Genomic DNA, 19,863 nt, shown 5'->3' on the forward strand with positions numbered 1-19,863 from the left:
ATTACTCCTTTGTCTTAAATAGCATTGAGTTTTGCACAGTACCTAATCCACGTGTGTTGACTTTTACTTTTACATTGACCTTCAACTCTGGAAATAGCGATTCCCATTTTCCCTTTATCTTCTTCCATTCTTTTGGATCAGCACGATGGATAGCTTCACCAAAACCTATCACGTCAGCTTGATATTTTTTTTGAATGCTATCAAGTGTTTTTTTTGTTTTCTCTTTAATTAGTTTACTTATACTTTTATTTATCATATGAATCGTCTTGATTTTACTTAAATCGATATCGCATTCAACTTCACCAACATTTTGATCTACATTGATAGCGACATCAATTGAAGGGGTACCATTTATTATTTTTCCTTTTACTTTTGTTTTTGATTTTATTATTTCTGTAGATAAACTCCCACCTTTTGGGCAGGACATGATTTCTATTGTACTTTTTAAATCATCCTTTAGGTAATTATATCCTTGGCTTTCTACTTCATTTAATTGCCCTACTAACTTATCCTCTTTGAACACTGATAATCCTATATATTCCAGTAACACGGGTGTTTTAATTCTTTCTACATTTGTTTGGTCAATACCTAACTTTTTATCACCCACTACTTCAATTGTTGACAATACTGTACTCTTTCCATCACTACTAAGATTGTTTATTAATTCATCTAATTGAATAGTTGAAGTAGATGCCCATGTTTTTTGAGAACCTTCATTAGAATTTTTCAACTTGTTAGCAGGTACCTTTTCTATAGGTGTTAAAACATTCAATACTTCTTTTGCAGTTGATTGATCAGTTACGACAATGTAAAAGTCACTTCGAATTTCATGATCTCTTGCTAGGAAATCCAAAGATTGATTTATCCCATCATCCGCCAATTCTTTTCCTATTACTAGCATTTGAAGATGGGACATATAGGGTTTCCTAGGCGTTAATGTAGTCAATCTCCGTGCAGCTTCGAATATTGATTTACCCTTTGCGTGGTAAGTGACAACAGGAGAATACTTACCACTCGCCTGTTTTGTAGAAATTTCGCCGGGATTAACAATTTGCATTGATAGCTCAAATTCATCGTCTATTTTATCAATTCCCAATGCCACAACAATAGCTAATTCATTTAATTCACGTTTGCTCCAGCATCCATTTAATAAAAGAGTGAGCGAGAGAAGGAATATAATTATTGTTATTCTTTTCATGTCGATCACCTCTATCATTACTATTTTGCATACTAATATTGTTAATTATTTGCATCATTATTAGAAGAACTACTTCCTCTTTTAGTATTAATTTGATTGATTAAACGAGGTCGAGTTAATAAGGAACTACGTGGAAACAGTAGAATCGCATCCTTTTGGTCCTCCGGGATTAGTGGTGCAAAAGGAGTCATATAAGGTACTCCAAAAGAGCGAAGACTACATAAATGAAGGATTATGGCCATCGTACCCATAAAGACTCCAAATAAACCAAAGGCGGCAGATAATACCATTAAAGGAAATCGTAATACACGAATTGTACTGGACATTTCATATGCCGGAAAAAGGAAACTACAGATGGCTGTTATAGACACAATAATAACCATTACCGCTGAGACAATCCCCGCTTCTACCGCTGCTTGTCCGATAACTAATGTACCTACAATTGACACCGCCGGCCCTATTGTCCTAGGCATTCGGAGCCCAGCTTCTCTTAATATTTCAAAGGCAACCTCCATAATTATAGCTTCAACAAATGCTGGAAACGGTACCCCTTCTCGTTGTGAAGCAATACTTATGAGCATAGGTGTCGGCAGCATTTCTTGATGAAAGGTAGTTATTGCGATATAAAGCGAAGGTGCTAATAAAGCAGCAATTATTCCCCCAAGCCTTAAAATACGTATAAGAGTGCTAACGATTGAGCGTTGATAGTAATCCTCTGCAGATTGTAAAAAAGATGTAAGTATTGCAGGCACAATAAGGACAAACGGAGTGCCATCTACTAGGATAGCTATTTTCCCCTCTAATAGTTCTGCTGCAATGACATCTGGACGCTCTGAGTTATAGACGGTGGGGAAAAGTGTGTAATTAGAATCTTGAATCATCTCTTCAATATATCCACTCTCAAGAATTCCATCGATATCAATACGATCTAAACGAGTAAATACCTCTTTAACTATTTTATCGTTTGCAGTACCATTTATATACATGACAGCAACGTCTGTTTGTGTTACTTTTCCGATAACCCTTGATTTTATCCAAAGATTTGGACTTTTAATTTTGCGTCGAATCAATGCCGTATTCGTACGAAGAGTTTCTGTAAATGACTCCTGAGGCCCTTTGACAACTGATTCTGTAGTAGGCTGAGATACCGCTCGATCCTTTGCACTTTTTGTACTTGCGGAAATACCTTTAGTTTGTCCTTCTAGCAGTATGACTGTCTCTCCATTTAGAATAGAATGAAATAATGTTTGAAAATCAGGAATATCAGTAACATCACCCACTGTAAGACAAAAATCCTTTAGATATTGGATAACATCTTCCGGTTTTGTGTCGAGAGTAGTATCTAAATCCAACATTAGAGATTCCATGATAAAATCTGTAATAGCCGTTTTATCAGCTAGTCCGTCAGTATAAATAATTGCAATACGCTGCTTTTTAGATTTCCCAATTGCAACCTCACGTATAATGATATCTGAGCTATTTCCAAGGACTTCTTTGATTTTTTTTATATTTTCAGAAAGTCGCGTTAAGATTAGTTTTTGAGATTCTTTAGTTTTTGAATCAGGAGAATTAGTAGTATTTTTTTCTGAAAAGCTCATTGTGAATTCCCCTCCTCCGATTGGATTGTATCTTGGAAAAAGTATGTACTTGCCTTACAGTCCTTTATACATAATTTGCTATAAAATTAAAATTTAATATAAAAACAAAAACCCATTCCCCCTAATTAGAGGTAAGAATGGGTTTTATCCTATTTACTTATTTTGTTTACTCGTATACAAGACAAAAATGTTGAATAATTTAATCATTATTAAGAATCCAATTTTAATAAAATCTCAACTTTTCTAGCATTAAGAAAGGCGAAAAATAAAACCACAAGTAACATTTTATAAGCTTCTTGTGGTTTTATGATAATTATCCCTCTAATAAATTCATTTAAAATTCGATTTCATACAAATGACTACCGTCTACATATTGGATTTTTCTAGTTTCCATATTCACCTGATGAATGTAGGCAACTGCCTTTGTTTTTTTAATCAGTATCGTTTTCTTTGTTTTTCCATCATATATTTTTATGCCCTTTTTGTCTGTATAAATAATACTTCGAGTTGGATAGTCAATATATTGATTTCCCTCATAAAAATTGATTTTCGGGAACTTATAGCTCTTACCGTTCATCGTATCTAAATAATAATAACTTCCTATTTTAGCATTATAATAAATTAGGACCCCATTTATGGTGACACCAAAACTTTTCGCCTCAAAACCTAAAGCATTGTATAAATAATCAATAGATTTGAATTGTTTTATATCTCCGCCATCTTGATTTATTGAATTAAGCATCCCATCATTAGTGAAATAAATCACATCATCTTTTAGCCAAAAGCTATCAACCGATTTCTGTAATGTCTTTAACTCTTTCGATTTTAAATCATATACTTTAAGATCATATTCAAACATCGACTGTTCATTATAAGTAACATAAAATAAATTAGATCCTATTATAGTAAACGGTGTGACAGTATTGGATGGAATATAATCCTCTATAACTAACCTTTTCTCCCCATTTTCTGTCATTTCATATAAATTTAAAGCGTAGCCTTCTGCTGGTCCAAAGAGACTTTCTGTACGAAAGACGGGCAATGTGAAGTATACTGTAGATTCCTCATTTTGGAGTGTAAAGATAGAACTATTAAAATCATGTATGGGATTTCCAACATTAGAAGTTATTTTATACTGAGCCGTAAGATCCTTTAAACCCAGTGTTTTTTTCACTTTATTATTAGTATTATAAAGATTGAACATAACTAGCGGATTTTCTTGCTCATTAGGGTCGGCAAAGTAGATACCACTCGATACATGATCACTATCTTTTACAACATAAAATTCCTTAGTCGCTGCTGCAATTTCCTTTGGTGCAAAAATTGTAAGTGATACGATAAATAGAATGATGATAAGCATGGCCTTTTTCATATAACTACCCCCTATTAATTATTCATTTCTACAGACTAGATTCAACAGGATTCTTGCTATCAAAGTGATAGATTGATTTCCGCTACGGGATGCTCGCTTTCCGCGGGCAAGTACCGAGCCGCTTCCTTCGCTACGCTCCGTGCAGGGTCTCGGTTCGCTTGCATTTCCCGCAGGAGTCGAGCACCCTCCGCTACAATCAACTAAAAATGTAGTAACAAACAAATGTTAATATCGAACATAAAAAACATTTTAGCGGTAATTAACAACCTCATAGATAGGTTGATTTCCCCTACGAGATGCTCGCTTTCCGCGGGCAAGTACCGAGCCGCTTCCTTCGCTACGCTCCGTGCAGAGTCTCGGTTTGCTTGCATTTCCCGCAGGAGTCGAGCACCCTCCGCTACAATCAACTAAAAATGTAGTAACAAACAAATATTAATATCGAACATAGAAACCATTTTAGCGGTAATTAACAACCTATTATCTCCCTAATCAATACATCTGTTAGAGAATAAAACTATTATTTTTCAATATCACTATGGTTAAAATTAGTTAATCAACACGCTTGATTCTCTAAAGAAATAATTGTCAAAACCATGACGCTTCTTACTATATTTGGAGTCCCATATTAATGAAGGAAGTATCTGATTTTAATATATTTACCCTAGACTTAATTAATATGCCTTATATAGCTTGAGAATGACTACTTTGCATTTTAATCTTTGTAAATTTTTAAAAATTCAGTTATGTTGAAAAGGGTTACTTATCTTATAATAGAAATATAGGTACGTTTACTTTCGATTGTCTCCCTTTAGTATCATATATATGAAATCTACTAGAATTACATCATAAGCAGGAAAAGAACATTTATACGTGTGTTCTAATTGCTTCAAGATAGGAGAATCAAAATAGTGTCCAATAACCTAACAACACTTTTCCCTACTATTGATCTATTAACCGAATGCCCTATTAAATGCGAAAAAAATAAATATATTTTCCATAACGAACACACTAACACATGGATGACCGTTGATAAAAAGGAAGTATCTGATCGTGAGTATGCACTACTAGTTTCTCTATTTAAAGAAATAAAACCAACTCCATCAACAAGTAATTCCATAGCGGATAAATGGATTCAATTTCTTCAAGATAACGGACCTGTTCCTTTACAAGAGGATTGTGAGATACGTATTATACAACTTCACTTTAAGGAAAAAGATGAAGTAGAATCCGATTTGAAACAAGCCGTTAGTGCATATTTTGAAGATGCACTTCAACTTATTTTCATTTCTTCACATGATGCAGTCCTTATAGAACAGAAGTCGTCCTATATACATACCTATGATGAATTCTCTTCTTTTATCGTCGCGCTTGAGAGTGATTTCTTTTTAAAAGTCCAGTTGTATATCGGGAAATTTCATTCGACAGTTGTACCCTTTTCTCCCCATTTTTTAAAAGAAAAAGAATGGTTTATCAAAGGACTTTCGAGAAACCGTTCTGAACAAATATACACGATGGAAAAGACTTTTCCTTATAGTTTAATTGACCAAATGTCAGACGATATGAAGCAAATGATCCATAAAGAAGTATTAGAACCAATTGAGTATGATATGGAGTTACTCCAAACTGTTCAGCTCTTTTTTGAAAATGGGTTTAATGCTTCAGTTACTGCTAAAGAATTGCATGTACATAGAAATACGCTTCAATATCGTCTTACAAAATTCCAAGATATTACTGGTATTTCTGTACGGTATTTTGATGGAGCGCTGGTTTCTTATTGTGCAAGTTTGATAGCTAGTGAAAATGAGGACAAAGCGCACAATTAATACGTCAGAAAATTGTGCACATTATACATATGATGTTTTGGCTAAGATTGATAAACTTTTATATATCAAGAGATATCAAAGGGGTGCTTAATATGGAGAAAATGGTTCTTGAAGATATTTATAAAGTTTATGATGATGGAAGCACGGCAGTTTCTAATTTTAATTTACGTGTGCAAGATGAAGAATTCATCGTTCTTGTAGGTCCTTCTGGTTGTGGGAAATCGACAACACTTCGTATGATTGCAGGCCTTGAAGAAATTTCTGATGGGGAATTTAGCATTGATGGAAAATCTATGAACAATGTCCCTCCTAAAGAACGAGATATCGCAATGGTTTTCCAAAACTATGCACTTTATCCTCATATGACTGTCTATGATAACATGGCATTCGGTTTAAAACTTAGAAAATTCTCTAAAGCAGAAATTGAAAAGCGAGTAAAAAATGCAGCAAGCATTCTAGATCTTGAGCCATATTTAGATCGAAAACCAAAGGCATTATCCGGTGGACAACGCCAACGTGTTGCACTAGGTCGTGCAATTGTCCGTGATGCGAAAGTATTCTTAATGGATGAACCATTATCGAACTTGGATGCTAAATTACGTGTTCAAATGCGTGCTGAAATCGCAAAATTACATAAACGCTTGAAAACTACTACAATTTATGTGACGCATGACCAAACTGAAGCTATGACAATGGCTTCACGACTTGTTGTTATGAAAGACGGACTAATCCAACAAATTGGAACTCCTAAAGATGTATATGAGAATCCCGAAAACGTATTTGTTGGCGGGTTTATAGGCTCACCAGCAATGAACTTTTTTGAAGGTACAATTGACAGCGGCTACTTCAAAGCTGGCAGTGTTTTGTTGAAAATCCCTCAAGAAAAACTAGCTATCTTAAACAATCAAGGTTATAACGGTAAAGAAATTATTCTTGGCGTTAGACCAGAACATATTTCTGAGGATCCAGCAGTACTAGCTCAGAATAGTGACTCTACTATAGAAGCAAATATTGAAGTGTCTGAATTAACTGGGGCAGAATTGATGGTTTATTCTGCACTAGATGGTCAACAATATATAGCTCGTTTATCCTCAGACTCTCTTATTCAACCAGGGCAAAAGATTAAACTTGCATTTGATTTATCAAAAAGTCATTTCTTCGATAAAGATACAAACAGTCGAATTAGATAACGAAGAACCCACATCCGGTAGTCTGGATGTGGGTTTATTTTAATTATTATTATCTTCTATTATTGTTGATGCGACACCACGTAATACCGCTTCGCCCTTATGTACGCTTGCTTCAATCCGTTCTTCTTTGCCATTTAACAATGGATGTCTAAGATACTGTCTGAGCTCTTTCTTCACTGCTTCGATGAGCTCTGGATGATGATTGAAAACACCACCACCAAGTACAATACAATGCGGATCTAAAAAGACGAGTATATGATATATTTCTTTAGCTAAACAAGTGACAGCATCATTTATTATTGAAACGGTTGCATCGTCGCCTTGATAATATAACTCCATCATTTCATTCAATTTCAAATTAGGATTATTAAAGTGGTTACGCCCTTTTGACTCTAATGCAGGGCCAGAAACTAAAGGTTCTAACGTTGTATCAGGAGTGTCTGTAAGGCTAAATCCAATTTCTCCTGCCATGCCAGCTCCGCGTATAAACTTTCCTTGATGAATTGAACAGCAAGATATACCAGTGCTTAGCGTCACATAAACCATGGACTCTTTAGAGAATCCACGGTTTGTATACTCTCCCCAAGTAGCCATATAAACGTCATTGTCTATCTTAATTTTTATTTTGGGAAACTCAATAGCTAATCTATCTACTAGTGGAAAGTCTCTCCAAGGAAGATTGTTTTGAAAAACTGCTATCCCATTTTCAGAATCGACAATGCCAGGAATTCCTAATGCAACTCCCATAACATCATCCTTATATACACATGAATTCACTAGTAGATTCTTAAATGAATCTACTAGTGAATGGAATAGTTTTTCGCCGTCATGTTTTTCACTTGGGATGACGTTCTCTCCTATAATGGTTCCGTCTTTGCGAAATAAAGCTGTTGCTAATTTAGTACCTCCAACATCGGCTACTAAAATGTATTCCATTTATAATCACCATCCAATTACGACAATTTAACAACTTGTGTAAGATTACGTGGCTTATCTGGATTATATCCAAGATGAATCGCACGTTGATAAGCAAGTAATTGTAGATATGGTACATAAACTCCATGTCTATTTAAATCGTTAATTTCAGCAGTCAATTTAATAATGTGGTCAGCTTCAAACCCTACAGGCGTAGTTCCTATAGTAAGTACGCAGCCTCCAAGCCTTTGAATATCCTTAACAAGTGCTTGATCATAATTAGCAGTTTCTAGTTGAGTCATCAAAATTACAACGGTAGTATCATCTACGATTGAAATTGGACCGTGTCTAAATTCCAAGTTCGAATAGCTTTCACATTCTGTTTGCGTCATTTCTTTTAATTTTAATGTTGCTTCTTTAGCTATACCATTATATGACCCCGATCCTAAGAAGATAAAGCGTTTCTTAGAAAGATCCTCAGCAACAACTTTTGTTAAATCTTCATTCGCTAATGCATCTGTAACCAATTGTGGTACTTGTTTTAATTCATTTAAATTGTCTGTTGAATTTGCTTGTTTTGCAGCAAACACTTGTAAACCATACAACATATTTGAGAATGATTGTGTCATTACGACGCTCTTTTCAGAAATATGATCAAGTGCAATCACATTATCTGCCGCAGTTGCCATCGGTGTTTCAGCATTACATGTAATTGCTAACGTACTAAGATCCGCATGGCCTTTTAAATGCTCCAAAGCGATAAGGATTTCAGATGTTGTTCCCGACCTTGAAATTGCAACAATAAGATATTTTCTCCCTGGTACTATACATGACGATGTATGAAGGAATAATTCAGAAGCTGGAATTGCTGAAGCAAATACGCCTGTCACTGTTTGGAAATACTTTGCTGCTGTAGCTGCTATGTAATACGATGTTCCACATCCTGTAAATAGCACTTGATCTACATCCCCGATTTCAATATTTATATTCTCAACAATCTCAAGAGTCTTTTGAAGTTGTTGGCCCTGACCAGTTATTTCTTTATAAGTATACATAGTTTTTATCCCCTATCTATAATTTTATAATTGTAATTTGCTCCATTAATTCTTCTACTTGTTTCGAATCAATGCAACCAATTTTGCTATACATTGCATTAACTGAACCACAAGCTAATGCCCTTTTATAAGTTACAAAAGGTTCTTCACCATTGGCTAATCCATATAACAAACCGCCTACAAAGGCATCTCCACTTCCTACAGTGTTAACAACCTCTACTTTCGGTGCATCTGCTTTAAAATAGCCATTTTGATTAACAAAAATCGCACCTTTTTCTCCTAAACTAAAGCAGACATGCTCAACTCCATCATCCACAAAACGTTTCCCTATATCTAGTAAATCCGTTTCATTTACAGTTGCTTTTCCTAGAATTGCCGCAATTTCAAATTCATTCGGCTTAATTGCAAAAGGTTTTGCCTTGATGCCTTCTCGTAAAGCATCTCCGCTTGAATCTAGTATCACCTTTGCCCCGTTTTTATTGATTATCTCAATAAGTTCAGCATACGCCGTTGTTGATAAACCTTTCGGCAAACTTCCAGATAATGCAAACCACTTCACACATTTTGATTGTTGGTCAACCCAATTGAGCATTGTTTGCCATTCCTGTGCTGTAATCTCTGGACCACTTTCAAGTAATTCTGTCACTTTACTATTCTTTGTATCTAGCACCGTTAAACAGACTCGGCTTTCACCTTCAACTTGAATTAACTCATTAGGAATACTTTTCTTCAAAAGTAATTGACGAATTCTTTCACCGTTTATGCCGCCTGCAAACCCGCCGACATTGACATTTACACCAGAAAGTTGAAGCACTTTTGCAACATTTATGCCTTTACCGCCCGCTTCTTGAATTATTGCTGAAACTCGATTCGTACCTCCAACAGCTAACGATTCAACTTCGTATACTTGATCGATCGCTGCGTTTAACGTGATTGTTGTTATCATTTTTGTAACGTTACAATCTTTGATTTAACTAATTCAATTAGCGCTTCTCGTGCAGGCATAAAGTATTTGCGTGGGTCATTTTCGTTTGGATACTCTTTGAAGAATGCTCGAACCCCTTCTGCGAACATGTCTTTCAATTCAGTTGAGAAGTTCACTTTTGCAACGCCATAATCTAAGGCTTTTCTTAAACTCTCATCAGGTACACCTGATGCTCCGTGCATAACTAGTGGGACATTTGTCAAATTTTGAATTTCTTCTAGTAAATTAAATTGTAATTTTGGTTCTTTTTTATAGTTTCCGTGTGCCGTTCCAAATGCTGGAGCAAACGAATAAATTCCTGTTTCTCGTACAAATCGTTCAGCAATTACTGGATCAGTAAAAAATGCTTTAGACTCTTCAAGCTCAAGATCATCTTCTACGCCACCAATTGTACCTAGTTCTGCTTCTACTGGAACACCGATAGCATTTGCAGCATCTGTTACTTTACGTACAAGCGCAATATTTTCTTCTAAAGGAAGTTTTGACCCATCAATCATAATAGATGTATAACCTGCACGTAAACATTCCATAACAACATCAAATGATTCACCATGGTCTAGATGAAGTGCTACTGGCACTTTTGCTTGTTCGGCAGCAGCTTTTGCCATTGCAATCATGTACGGCATTTCTACGTATTTATATGTGCTCGCAGTTGTTTGTAGAATAACTGGTGAACCTGTTGCTTCAGCACCTGCAATTACTGCTTTAATAATTTCTAAATTGTGCGCACCGAATGCACCAATTGCATAATGATTATCATAAGCGTCTTTTAACATTTCTTTCGTCGTTACTAATGACATACTTTTCATCCTCCTATAGATGGGTTGTTGGGTTAACTCTAACTATTTAAAAACTCATAGAAAATTCTATGAGTATTAATGAAGGTCTGTGTAAAATCTACAACGATCTCCCCTTACAATTGAAATACAAAATTCTACTGGGCGATTATTCGTATCATATGCCGTTCGTTCCAAAAGTAATGCAGGTTTTCCTACTTCCGTTTCTAGGAGGACACTTTCTCCCTCTCTAATAAGTACCGGTTCAAAAGCCTCTTTTGCTCGAACAACAATCACGTTATAACGATCAGCCAATAAATCATAAAGGGAAAATGTTCCTACTTCATGTAATACAGACATATCTTGAATAACGGATTTTGGCATAAATGATGATTCAAGAATGATTGGCTCGTCTTCTGCGCAGCGCAATCGTTTCATTTCAATAACCATTTCACCTTCTGGGAGTTGTAGACCTTCCCTTACAGTTGCTGAAGGCTCAACTTCCTTCACTTCAAGCACATGATCTGTTGGATGTAGACCTTTTTCTTGTAATACTCGACTAAAACTATAAAAACCACCTAGTGATTGTTCAAATTTAGGTTTAGAAACAAAAGTCCCTTTCCCTTGTATCCGGTAAAGTGTACCTTCTTGAACTAATTCTTCAATCGCTTTTTTCGCTGTGTTTCTACTTACTTGAAACAACTCCATTAAACGATTTTCAGAATCGATTTTATCACCTGGTTTCCATTCACCTCCTCTAATTCGAGCATCTAAGCGTTGCTTTAGTTGATGATATAATGGAATTATGCTTTTTTGATCTAACGGTTTCATACCCTATTCATCCTTTTCTTACTTCTTCATAATTTCAATATATCATTTTTTCATAAAGATTTACATTATTTTCATGCATCATTATTTTGATAGGCAACTGATCCTCTACAAATTGTCAACTCTACCATTCCATTTCCCCCTAGAACTACGAGGTCAGCATCTTTTCCTACTTGAATGGATCCTTTTCTATCAAATAACCCTAGACGCTTAGCTTGATTAGATGATGTGACCTGGAGTTGTTCGTGTATAGTAAGGCCAAGCCATTTTATAAGATTTAATCTTGCCTTATTCATCGTTAGGATACTTCCTGCAAGTGAGCCTGTGGACGTTAATATACATTTCCCATCAGTAACCGTTACCTTTTGACCTCCTAAATCATAAACACCATCGGACATTCCCTTAGCTCGAATACCGTCAGTTATAACAAGTATCCTTTCAAGTCCTTTCATCTTTAAAACCATTTTCAATAAATCCGGATGAAAATGAATACCATCTGGAATCATTTCAACATACATATCATCATTTAATAGTGCACTCCCTACGACTCCTGGATCACGGTGGTGTAACCCTTTCATACCATTGAAAAGATGCGTAGCATGTTCCACTCCATTATTTATAGCTTGTAAACATTCATTATAAGAGCCATCCGTATGCCCCATTGATGGGATTACACCGTTACTTTTAAGTTCTTTTAGCAACTCAAAATTGTTATCTTGTTCAGGAGCAAATGTTAAAACTTTAATTGTATCTCGAGATAGAGTTTGCCACTCTTTAAACAAACTAACATTAGGAGCTAAAATAGCATCTTCCGGTTGTGCCCCTTTTTGTTCTTTATTAATGAATGGTCCTTCAACATGAATGCCTATCATTTCAGCTACACCTGATAGATTACTAGCTTCCATATAGTTTGCAAGTTTCTTAATAACCTCATTAATATGTAGTATTGGATTTGTCATCGTTGTTGCAAGAAATGAAGTTGTCCCCTCTTTTGCAAGTGCATGAGCTATTTCTTCAAAGGATTCTTTAGTTGAGTCCATAAAATCATACCCTGCAGCACCATGCACATGTATATCAATCATACCGGGAATAACATATTGTTTACCGGTACAATCAAACACTTGATCCACATCACTATAAAGAGGACAATCTTCCATGTTCCCAACCGAGTCAATCTTTTCACCTTTTATATAAACAAATCCATTTTCAACAATTGTTTTTTCAAGGACAATTGTTGCGTTAATTAATATTATAGTTTTCATGATATTGTACCTTCTTCAAATTGCCGTTTAGTATTCTTATCTTCTTTCTGTATTGACCCATCCGATTCACCTTTTAACTTGAAAATCTGGGATGACATCCATGAGAGAAACAGTATCGTTACACTTATTCCAAAAAACGGCAGGAGTCCTGGTATGAATAAGAAAATTCGATACAGTACATAGAGACCGATAATTGAACCAAGCATTTGGAGTGGAAACGAAATACTTAATAGAAGAGATGTCGAAAAATAACGAGAGAATGGCAGGTCGTAATGGGCAAACACTTGGAATATATTCATTACCATTACAGCATACAAAATCGTTATCATGACAATTAACGTCAGCATTAATAAACTATAACTACCACTCATATTTAACACAATTTTCAAATTGATTATTAAAAAATAACCAATACCAATTAAAATAACACCAATCTTATTTGAGTTAATAAACTCTTTTTTATATACTTTCCAATAATTTTTGATAAGTGTTTTTAAATCATCCTGACCATGTAACCTTTTTCTCATTATCGAAAATAGTCCAACAGTAGCTGGTGATATACCAAAAATAATTAGACCTAATAAAGTTAATCCAATCCACATTAGTTGCAGCACAGCTAGCATCGTTACAAATTCTACGAACCAATAGAGTTTCCCTTTCCATCCGTTTAAGTTCAATTATACTCCCTCCCTTAAAGGGTAAAACTCATACAAGGAAATCCTTGTATGAGCAATTTTAAATTTACTTTTCACTTTTAGAGCGATCGTATGCTGTTTGAGCAATTTTAAGATAATCTTGTACTTTCATTTTATCAAGATTTTTCTTGTAGTCATCCCACTTGCTGAAGTCCTGTTTACCAGTAATAAATCCTGCAGTCATTTCATCAATATATGTCTGTACATCTGTCGTAATCGCACTAACTTCATCATTCTCATCTAGAGTATAATTCAAACCAGGAATGATGTCTTCGTCTTTAATAACATATGGTTTAGCCTTTTTTGCATTTTGTAAAGAAGCTTCTGTTCCTTCAGCACCTTGGAAGAATTTTTGTTTAACAATTCCAGGATAATATCCTCCTGGCCAAGTTAAGTAGTCACTGATTGCCTGGTCCATATTCTTCCCTTTAGGGTTATCTGTAATTTCCGGAAGATATTTGAACTTACCATCTTTATCTTCTTCATATGTTACGCCTTCAAAGCCCATGAAGAACATTTTCGTACCTTCATCACCGTAAAGGTAATCGATCCAGCGAACTAATGCTTCAGGGTTTTTAGCCTTATCTGTTAATACGAACATGCCCAAGTTTCCAAGTCCATTTGAAACTGCGTTGTAAGAACGCTCACCTGTAGGACCTTCAAGAACTGGTACACCTACATATCCATCAAGTTTAAGTAATTCTTTTGGGTCAACGTCGTCTATCATACCAACATTACCTTTAGACGCTTCTGCAGCAAACTGTTGTGGTTCAACTGTGAACACATCTTGGTTAATCAAACCTTCTGTATACAGCTTATTTAAATACTTAAGTAATTCTTTATATTCATCAGTAGCAGGAACAAAGCGGAATTCTTCAGTACCTTCTTTAAAGTCAAGATTCAAGTTCATAGTCCCTTGCTTGTTTAGACCAAATGACCCGCGTAAATAATTGATGAATGGCTTAATAGTATATCCGCCGCCCCACCCAATTTCATCCGCTTTTCCATTACCATTTGGGTCTTTCTCTTTAAAAGCTTTCAATACTGTATACAATTCATCTGTAGTTTCTGGCTCTTTTAATCCTAATTTTTTCAACCAATCCTCTTTGATCCATGGTGTTCCTGCATGTAGAGATTCAAATTTTGGGTCATAGATTGTAGGGAATCCGTAAATATTGCCATCTGCCATTGTAACACCCTGTTTTACCGATGGATACTCTTCCATAATTTTCTTAAAATTTGGTGCGTATTCATCAATATAGTCGTTTAATGGTAGAAAAACACCTTGCTTCCCATATTTAATTAAATCTGTTTTAGGAAAAGCTGACGCAAAGAATAATTCTGGATAATCTCCAGCTGCAAGCAATAAATTTCTTTTCTCAATTAATGCTTCAATCTGTACTGTTTTCCAGTTCACTTCAATATTTGACTTTTTGGCGTACTCATCCCAAAGCATCAATTTGTTCCAATCTTGTGATGCAAAGAATTTTGCTCCAAAACCATCAACTTCAATTTTTTCTTTAGCAATAGGCATACCTGTTTTATTAACGTTATCTACATTTTCACTCTTCCCAGTTGTTCCTTCATCACTAGAGCAAGCTCCTAAAATACTAGTTGTTAATAATAGACTTGTTACAATACCAGCAAAATACCTCTTCTTCAATACAATCTCCCCCTTGTATATCTGTTTTCTTTGTTACCCCTTAAGTGAGCCAATCATAACCCCTTTTACAAAATAACGTTGTAAAAACGGATAAAGCATAAGCATCGGCAAGTTTGCTACAATCAGTACTGCATATTTCAACCCTTCAACACTTAGTTGTTGAGCTAAAAAGCTTTCAGAAGTTGCTTTAATCATGTCATCAGTTTGACCTTGAATTAATATTTGACGTAGAATCAATTGAAGTGGAAACTTATCTTGATCTTGCAAATAAATCAAAGCTTGGAAGTATGAATTCCAATGGCCTACTGAATAGAAAAGTACCATTACTGCTATTACTGGGAACGATAAAGGAAGTACAATACTCCAAAGAATTTTGAAATTCCCTGCACCATCAATCATCGCCGACTCCTCTAACTCATGAGGAATAGATTGGAAGAACGTACGCATTATGATAATATTCCAAACTGCAACAGCATTTGGGATAACCATAACCCAAAACGTATTTAACATTCCTAAATCACGAATAAGTAAATATGTAGGAATAAGCCCTCCACTAAAGAACATTGTGAAAACAATAAATGCCATAATCAATCCTCGTCCCTTTAAATCTCTACGTGACAACGGATATGCAGCTAGAATGGTCATGATAACATTCAAGATAGTACCAAATACTGTATATTTCAATGTGTTCACAAAACCACTAATAATATCCTCGTTCTTGAATACCTTTTCATATGCATCTAATGTAAATTCTTTAGGCCATAACCACAGTTCACCTGATAAAACATACTGTGGGTTACTTAAAGATGCACTGAGAACAAAAAACAATGGATAGATTACTAGTAAAGCGACAATTGCAAGAAATACAATGTTGAATACATTAAACGCGCGATCTGTTTTAGTTTCTCTCAAGTTAGTCACCCCTTACCATAGACTTGTCTCATTCACTTTTTTCGCAATTTGATTTACCATGATGAGCATGATGAAGTTAATGAGCGAGTTGAACAGTCCAACTGCAGCTGAGAAACTATATTGAGCTTCCAATATTCCGCTTCGGTAAACGAAAGTTGAGATAACATCAGACGTCGACATATTTAAATCATTTTGCATAAGATATACTTTTTCGAATCCGACTGCCATAACTGAACCTGCATTCAAAATGAACAGAATTACTATTGTAGGCATAATCGCCGGAATGTTAATATGAATAATTCGTTGGAATTTTGATGCACCATCAATCATTGCGGCCTCATGTTGTGCGGGATCCACAGCTGCAAGTGCAGCAATATATATTATTGAGCTCCATCCCATTGTTTGCCATACATCAGAAACAACAAACAAAGATTTAAACCAACCTGGCTCTGTTATAAAATCAATTGAATTACCTCCAAAAAGCGTAATTACTTGATTGACTAGTCCTTCAGGTTTTAAGAACAGCAATAGCATCCCAACGACAACAACCGTTGATAAGAAATGCGGTGCATAAATTACTGTTTGAACAAATTTCTTATAACGTAAGCTTTTCACTTCATTTAGCATAAGTGCTAGAATGATAGGAACTGGAAATGAAACTACAAGCGTGAAAAGGCCAATTCCTACAGTGTTTTTAATAAGTCTCCAGAAATAATAACTATCGAAGAATCTCTCAAAGTGTTTAAACCCTACCCAAGGACTCCCCATAATCCCTTTTGTCGCGATAAAATCTTTAAAAGCGATCTGTAGACCGTAAAGTGGAAAGTAATGAAATACAAGAAAGTATAAAATAACAGGCGTAAGTAATAGATACAGTTCCCAATTTTTTTTGAAAGATTTCTTCCATTCAATTCGGGCACTTTTCTTCAACTTAGGTCTATTTTTTAACTGCTTCTTTTCTTCACTTTTCTCTATTTCTTCTACATAACCTATGCCTTCAACCAGTTTAGTCATGGTCACACCCCTTTTCTTACAAACATATTAACTGTGTACGATAGTAGATTCTTGTGAAATGTTAACTACTTTACCACCAGAACGGATTGATTCAGTAGCTGCACATCCAACTGCTACACTCATTCTTCCAGCAAAAGGTGTTGTAAGAGGTTGTTTATTACGCAAGATTAATTCAATAAAATCTTGTGCAATTTTCGGATCTGCTCCGCCATGACTTCCCTCTTCTGGTTTCATTTCGTATGTTACATTACTAAACTCTTTCACAGTGTTAGTTTTACGTGTTTTCAAGTAAATTTTATTGTTTACATCATCGTTTTCTAAACGACCTTTTGTACCGATAAATGTATAATTACGTTCATAATCTGGTGTGAAATGACATTGTAAATATGATGCCTTAATGCCACCTTCAAGTTCCATAATAAGCATATTGTTGTCTTCCACATCGATTTCTTCTCGGAAAGCACATTCCGTAAATGTATGTGGAACGTATTCAGGACACGTATTCTTTAGATCACATTCAGGACATGTTAAATTGTTTGGCTTGTCGCCTCCGTAATAATCAAGTGAACCAAATGCTGAAACTTTCGTAGCATATTTACCTGAAATCCAATGAATAACATCAAGATCATGTGAACCTTTTTGTAATAGAAGAGAAGTTGTATTTTTTGAATTCCCGTGCCAATCGTGGTAGTAGAAATAACCACCAAATCCTACGAAGTGACGAACCCAAATAGTTTTCAATTCTCCGATAGCACCCGAGTCAATGATGTCTTTCATAGTTTGGTACATGCTCATATAACGCATGTTAAATCCAACCATTAAATGTTTACCTGATTTTTTCCAAGCTTCAATAATTCGGTCACATCCCTCGACCGTAATAGCAAGTGGTTTTTCAGAATACACATGTTTTCCAGCTTCAAGAGCCGCAATTACATGTTCTTCATGTAAATAATCTGGAGACAATACTGCAATTGCATCGATATCATCACGTGTTAATAATTCTTTGTAGTCTTTTGTTAAAAATAACGGGGATCCGATTTTTTCTTGAAACTTTTCTAATCGTTCTTGAGATAGATCAGCTAGTGCAACAACCTCTGATTCACCCTCTGGTTTGTGCCAATACTGGGCAAGTCCACCACGTAATCCTGCACCAATAACACCAATTCGTACTTTTTTCATTTTTACACCTCATCTATTTTTTATTATTTAAATAACGGGGGGATTTTTCCTGATTTCCGGAAAACGTTTTCCAAAATGATTCTAAAAAATTTATTTACGATTTTTATGTAGACTGTCGAACTAATAATTCAAATGGCAATAAAGTTTTCAACGCCAATTTAGGGTTATCTTCAATTTGACCCATTAACGTTTTTGCTGCAATTACACCCATTTCATATTGTGGAACCGATACAGTTGATAACGCTGGAACAATGTATTGTGCCATTTCATTATTATCTATTCCAATGAATGCAATATCACTTGGGATATGAAGCCCTAGTTCATGTGCAGCCCGCATTGCTGCTATTGCAAGTAAATCACCTGCACAAAAAATCGCGGTTGGACGATTAGTTTTTGTCTCACTCAATAATTCTTTTGCTGCTAGATAGCTTTGTTCCATGCACCAATCAGAATTCATGATCCAGCGCTCTTCAATTGCTAATTTGAAATCATTCATTGCCTTTTTATAGCCTTTGAAACGTTTTTCTTTCGTCATTTCAATTCCAATTCCACCGCCGATGAAACCAATTTTACGATGACCTTTTGTGATTAAATGTTCAACAGCTTGATATGCAGCTTCTTCTCTATCATAATCCACAGTAGAAATTGCATGATCACTATAGTTAAAGTCCACGCCAACAACAGGAATTAAATCCTTAATCTCAAGAAGTTTATTTGCATCAACTTCATCAATTAGTAATACACCATCTACTTCTTTTTCTCGAATTATTTGATGAAAAAGTGCATCATCTTCTAAATCCTCATTGCTTATCAATAATAACGTGTAACCCGCATCATTTAATGTTTCGCTAATGCCTGAATAAATCTTAGAAAAGTAGGGGTTAGTTTCCGCCAAACGTGGACTTGCGAGCCATGCTATCCTCTTTGTACGCTTCTTCTCTTGCGCTGAAGATGAGACAAGTTGTCTAGCATATTCATTTGGTGTGTAACCTAACTCTTTTACTGCTTTCCATATTTTCTTCTTCGTATCAGGATTCACATTTCGTGAAGGATCATTTTTTATGACGCGAGAAACTGTCGTAATTGAAACACCAACATGTTCTGCTATTTCTTTTAATCTGACCATTTAATGTACCTCATTTCCTTGCAACCGTTTTCAATTCCTATTATTATACAGCATATCTTATAGTAATATAGGAAAATATTTATCGTAATAAATATTAGGTCAACAGGTTGTAGGTACAAGTTTAACCAAAAAAATTTAACGCATTCTTTATATTCTGAAAATTGTTACTAAATACAATATATAATTCGTAATATTAATTGTCAATATATTTTTTCATTTACTTTATTAACATAATTCACCATTAAAATGGCGTTAATATAATGCGTTTTTTT

Annotated in this window: 17 protein-coding genes; 2 read left to right on the forward strand and 15 right to left on the reverse strand. The window is 35.2% G+C overall.

Features of this window, described 5'->3' with window-relative positions:
• Position 1 precedes the first annotated feature (1 nt).
• The 3 genes from ACZLO7_RS13090 to ACZLO7_RS13100 all read right to left on the reverse strand — a co-directional run bounded on the left by ACZLO7_RS13090 (position 2) and on the right by ACZLO7_RS13100 (position 4,168).
• Entirely contained in the window at positions 2-1,198 is a 1,197-nt protein-coding gene (locus tag ACZLO7_RS13090; RefSeq protein WP_464937598.1) for a Ger(x)C family spore germination protein, read from the reverse strand.
• 41 nt (positions 1,199-1,239) lie between these two features.
• On the reverse strand, positions 1,240-2,796 hold the full coding sequence (locus ACZLO7_RS13095; protein ID WP_464937597.1) for a spore germination protein: 1,557 nt from the start codon (positions 2,794-2,796) through the stop codon (positions 1,240-1,242).
• Positions 2,797-3,130: 334 nt separating this feature from the next.
• The gene (locus ACZLO7_RS13100; protein WP_464937596.1) at positions 3,131-4,168 is read right to left on the reverse strand and encodes a hypothetical protein; all 1,038 of its coding nucleotides are present in this window, start codon (positions 4,166-4,168) and stop codon (positions 3,131-3,133) included.
• Between the two features lie 908 nt (positions 4,169-5,076).
• On the opposite strand from ACZLO7_RS13100, the gene ACZLO7_RS13105 reads away from it, so the two are divergent.
• A complete protein-coding gene (locus ACZLO7_RS13105) occupies positions 5,077-5,991 on the forward strand; it encodes a PucR family transcriptional regulator (RefSeq protein WP_464937595.1) in 915 nt (304 codons plus the stop codon).
• Between the two features lie 92 nt (positions 5,992-6,083).
• Positions 6,084-7,181: an ABC transporter ATP-binding protein gene (locus ACZLO7_RS13110; RefSeq protein ID WP_464937594.1), complete on the forward strand. Its 1,098-nt coding sequence runs from the start codon at positions 6,084-6,086 to the stop codon at positions 7,179-7,181.
• Between the two features lie 39 nt (positions 7,182-7,220).
• Here ACZLO7_RS13110 and ACZLO7_RS13115 read toward each other — a convergent pair whose 3' ends face one another.
• From ACZLO7_RS13115 to ACZLO7_RS13170, 12 genes are all read right to left on the reverse strand, one after another.
• Positions 7,221-8,117, reverse strand: coding sequence for an ROK family protein (locus ACZLO7_RS13115; protein WP_464937593.1), 897 nt, complete (start codon positions 8,115-8,117; stop codon positions 7,221-7,223).
• Positions 8,118-8,134: 17 nt separating this feature from the next.
• On the reverse strand, positions 8,135-9,151 hold the full coding sequence (locus ACZLO7_RS13120; protein WP_464937592.1) for an SIS domain-containing protein: 1,017 nt from the start codon (positions 9,149-9,151) through the stop codon (positions 8,135-8,137).
• Positions 9,152-9,167: 16 nt separating this feature from the next.
• The gene (gene pfkB, locus ACZLO7_RS13125) at positions 9,168-10,097 is read right to left on the reverse strand and encodes a 1-phosphofructokinase (protein ID WP_464937591.1); all 930 of its coding nucleotides are present in this window, start codon (positions 10,095-10,097) and stop codon (positions 9,168-9,170) included.
• Complete coding sequence (locus ACZLO7_RS13130) at positions 10,094-10,936, reverse strand: class II fructose-bisphosphate aldolase (protein ID WP_464937590.1); 843 nt, start codon at positions 10,934-10,936, stop codon at positions 10,094-10,096. Before ACZLO7_RS13130 ends, pfkB begins: the two co-directional genes overlap by 4 nt.
• 75 nt (positions 10,937-11,011) lie before the next feature.
• The gene (locus ACZLO7_RS13135) at positions 11,012-11,743 is read right to left on the reverse strand and encodes a GntR family transcriptional regulator (RefSeq protein WP_464937589.1); all 732 of its coding nucleotides are present in this window, start codon (positions 11,741-11,743) and stop codon (positions 11,012-11,014) included.
• Between the two features lie 71 nt (positions 11,744-11,814).
• Complete coding sequence (gene nagA, locus ACZLO7_RS13140; RefSeq protein ID WP_464937588.1) at positions 11,815-13,002, reverse strand: N-acetylglucosamine-6-phosphate deacetylase; 1,188 nt, start codon at positions 13,000-13,002, stop codon at positions 11,815-11,817.
• Entirely contained in the window at positions 12,999-13,679 is a 681-nt protein-coding gene (locus ACZLO7_RS13145; protein WP_464937587.1) for a YesL family protein, read from the reverse strand. Before ACZLO7_RS13145 ends, nagA begins: the two co-directional genes overlap by 4 nt.
• 64 nt (positions 13,680-13,743) lie before the next feature.
• Positions 13,744-15,360, reverse strand: coding sequence for an extracellular solute-binding protein (locus tag ACZLO7_RS13150; protein WP_464937586.1), 1,617 nt, complete (start codon positions 15,358-15,360; stop codon positions 13,744-13,746).
• Positions 15,361-15,393: 33 nt separating this feature from the next.
• On the reverse strand, positions 15,394-16,272 hold the full coding sequence (locus tag ACZLO7_RS13155) for a carbohydrate ABC transporter permease (RefSeq protein ID WP_464937585.1): 879 nt from the start codon (positions 16,270-16,272) through the stop codon (positions 15,394-15,396).
• Positions 16,273-16,284: 12 nt separating this feature from the next.
• On the reverse strand, positions 16,285-17,286 hold the full coding sequence (locus ACZLO7_RS13160; protein ID WP_464937584.1) for an ABC transporter permease: 1,002 nt from the start codon (positions 17,284-17,286) through the stop codon (positions 16,285-16,287).
• Between the two features lie 27 nt (positions 17,287-17,313).
• Complete coding sequence (locus tag ACZLO7_RS13165) at positions 17,314-18,465, reverse strand: Gfo/Idh/MocA family protein (RefSeq protein ID WP_464937583.1); 1,152 nt, start codon at positions 18,463-18,465, stop codon at positions 17,314-17,316.
• Between the two features lie 103 nt (positions 18,466-18,568).
• Entirely contained in the window at positions 18,569-19,591 is a 1,023-nt protein-coding gene (locus ACZLO7_RS13170; protein ID WP_464937582.1) for a LacI family DNA-binding transcriptional regulator, read from the reverse strand.
• Between the last annotated feature and the right edge of the window lie 272 nt (positions 19,592-19,863).

This window comes from Viridibacillus sp. d25.2 (genome assembly GCF_055456015.2).

Coding starts and splice junctions, on each gene's coding strand:
- ACZLO7_RS13090 (WP_464937598.1), bottom strand. CDS start 1,198: ATGAAAAGAATAACAATAATTATATTCCTTCTCTCGCTCACTCTTTTA.
- ACZLO7_RS13095 (WP_464937597.1), bottom strand. CDS start 2,796: ATGAGCTTTTCAGAAAAAAATACTACTAATTCTCCTGATTCAAAAACT.
- ACZLO7_RS13100 (WP_464937596.1), bottom strand. CDS start 4,168: ATGAAAAAGGCCATGCTTATCATCATTCTATTTATCGTATCACTTACA.
- ACZLO7_RS13110 (WP_464937594.1), top strand. CDS start 6,084: ATGGAGAAAATGGTTCTTGAAGATATTTATAAAGTTTATGATGATGGA.
- ACZLO7_RS13115 (WP_464937593.1), bottom strand. CDS start 8,117: ATGGAATACATTTTAGTAGCCGATGTTGGAGGTACTAAATTAGCAACA.
- ACZLO7_RS13120 (WP_464937592.1), bottom strand. CDS start 9,151: ATGTATACTTATAAAGAAATAACTGGTCAGGGCCAACAACTTCAAAAG.
- pfkB (WP_464937591.1), bottom strand. CDS start 10,097: ATGATAACAACAATCACGTTAAACGCAGCGATCGATCAAGTATACGAA.
- ACZLO7_RS13130 (WP_464937590.1), bottom strand. CDS start 10,936: ATGTCATTAGTAACGACGAAAGAAATGTTAAAAGACGCTTATGATAAT.
- ACZLO7_RS13135 (WP_464937589.1), bottom strand. CDS start 11,743: ATGAAACCGTTAGATCAAAAAAGCATAATTCCATTATATCATCAACTA.
- nagA (WP_464937588.1), bottom strand. CDS start 13,002: ATGAAAACTATAATATTAATTAACGCAACAATTGTCCTTGAAAAAACA.
- ACZLO7_RS13160 (WP_464937584.1), bottom strand. CDS start 17,286: ATGACTAAACTGGTTGAAGGCATAGGTTATGTAGAAGAAATAGAGAAA.
- ACZLO7_RS13165 (WP_464937583.1), bottom strand. CDS start 18,465: ATGAAAAAAGTACGAATTGGTGTTATTGGTGCAGGATTACGTGGTGGA.
- ACZLO7_RS13170 (WP_464937582.1), bottom strand. CDS start 19,591: ATGGTCAGATTAAAAGAAATAGCAGAACATGTTGGTGTTTCAATTACG.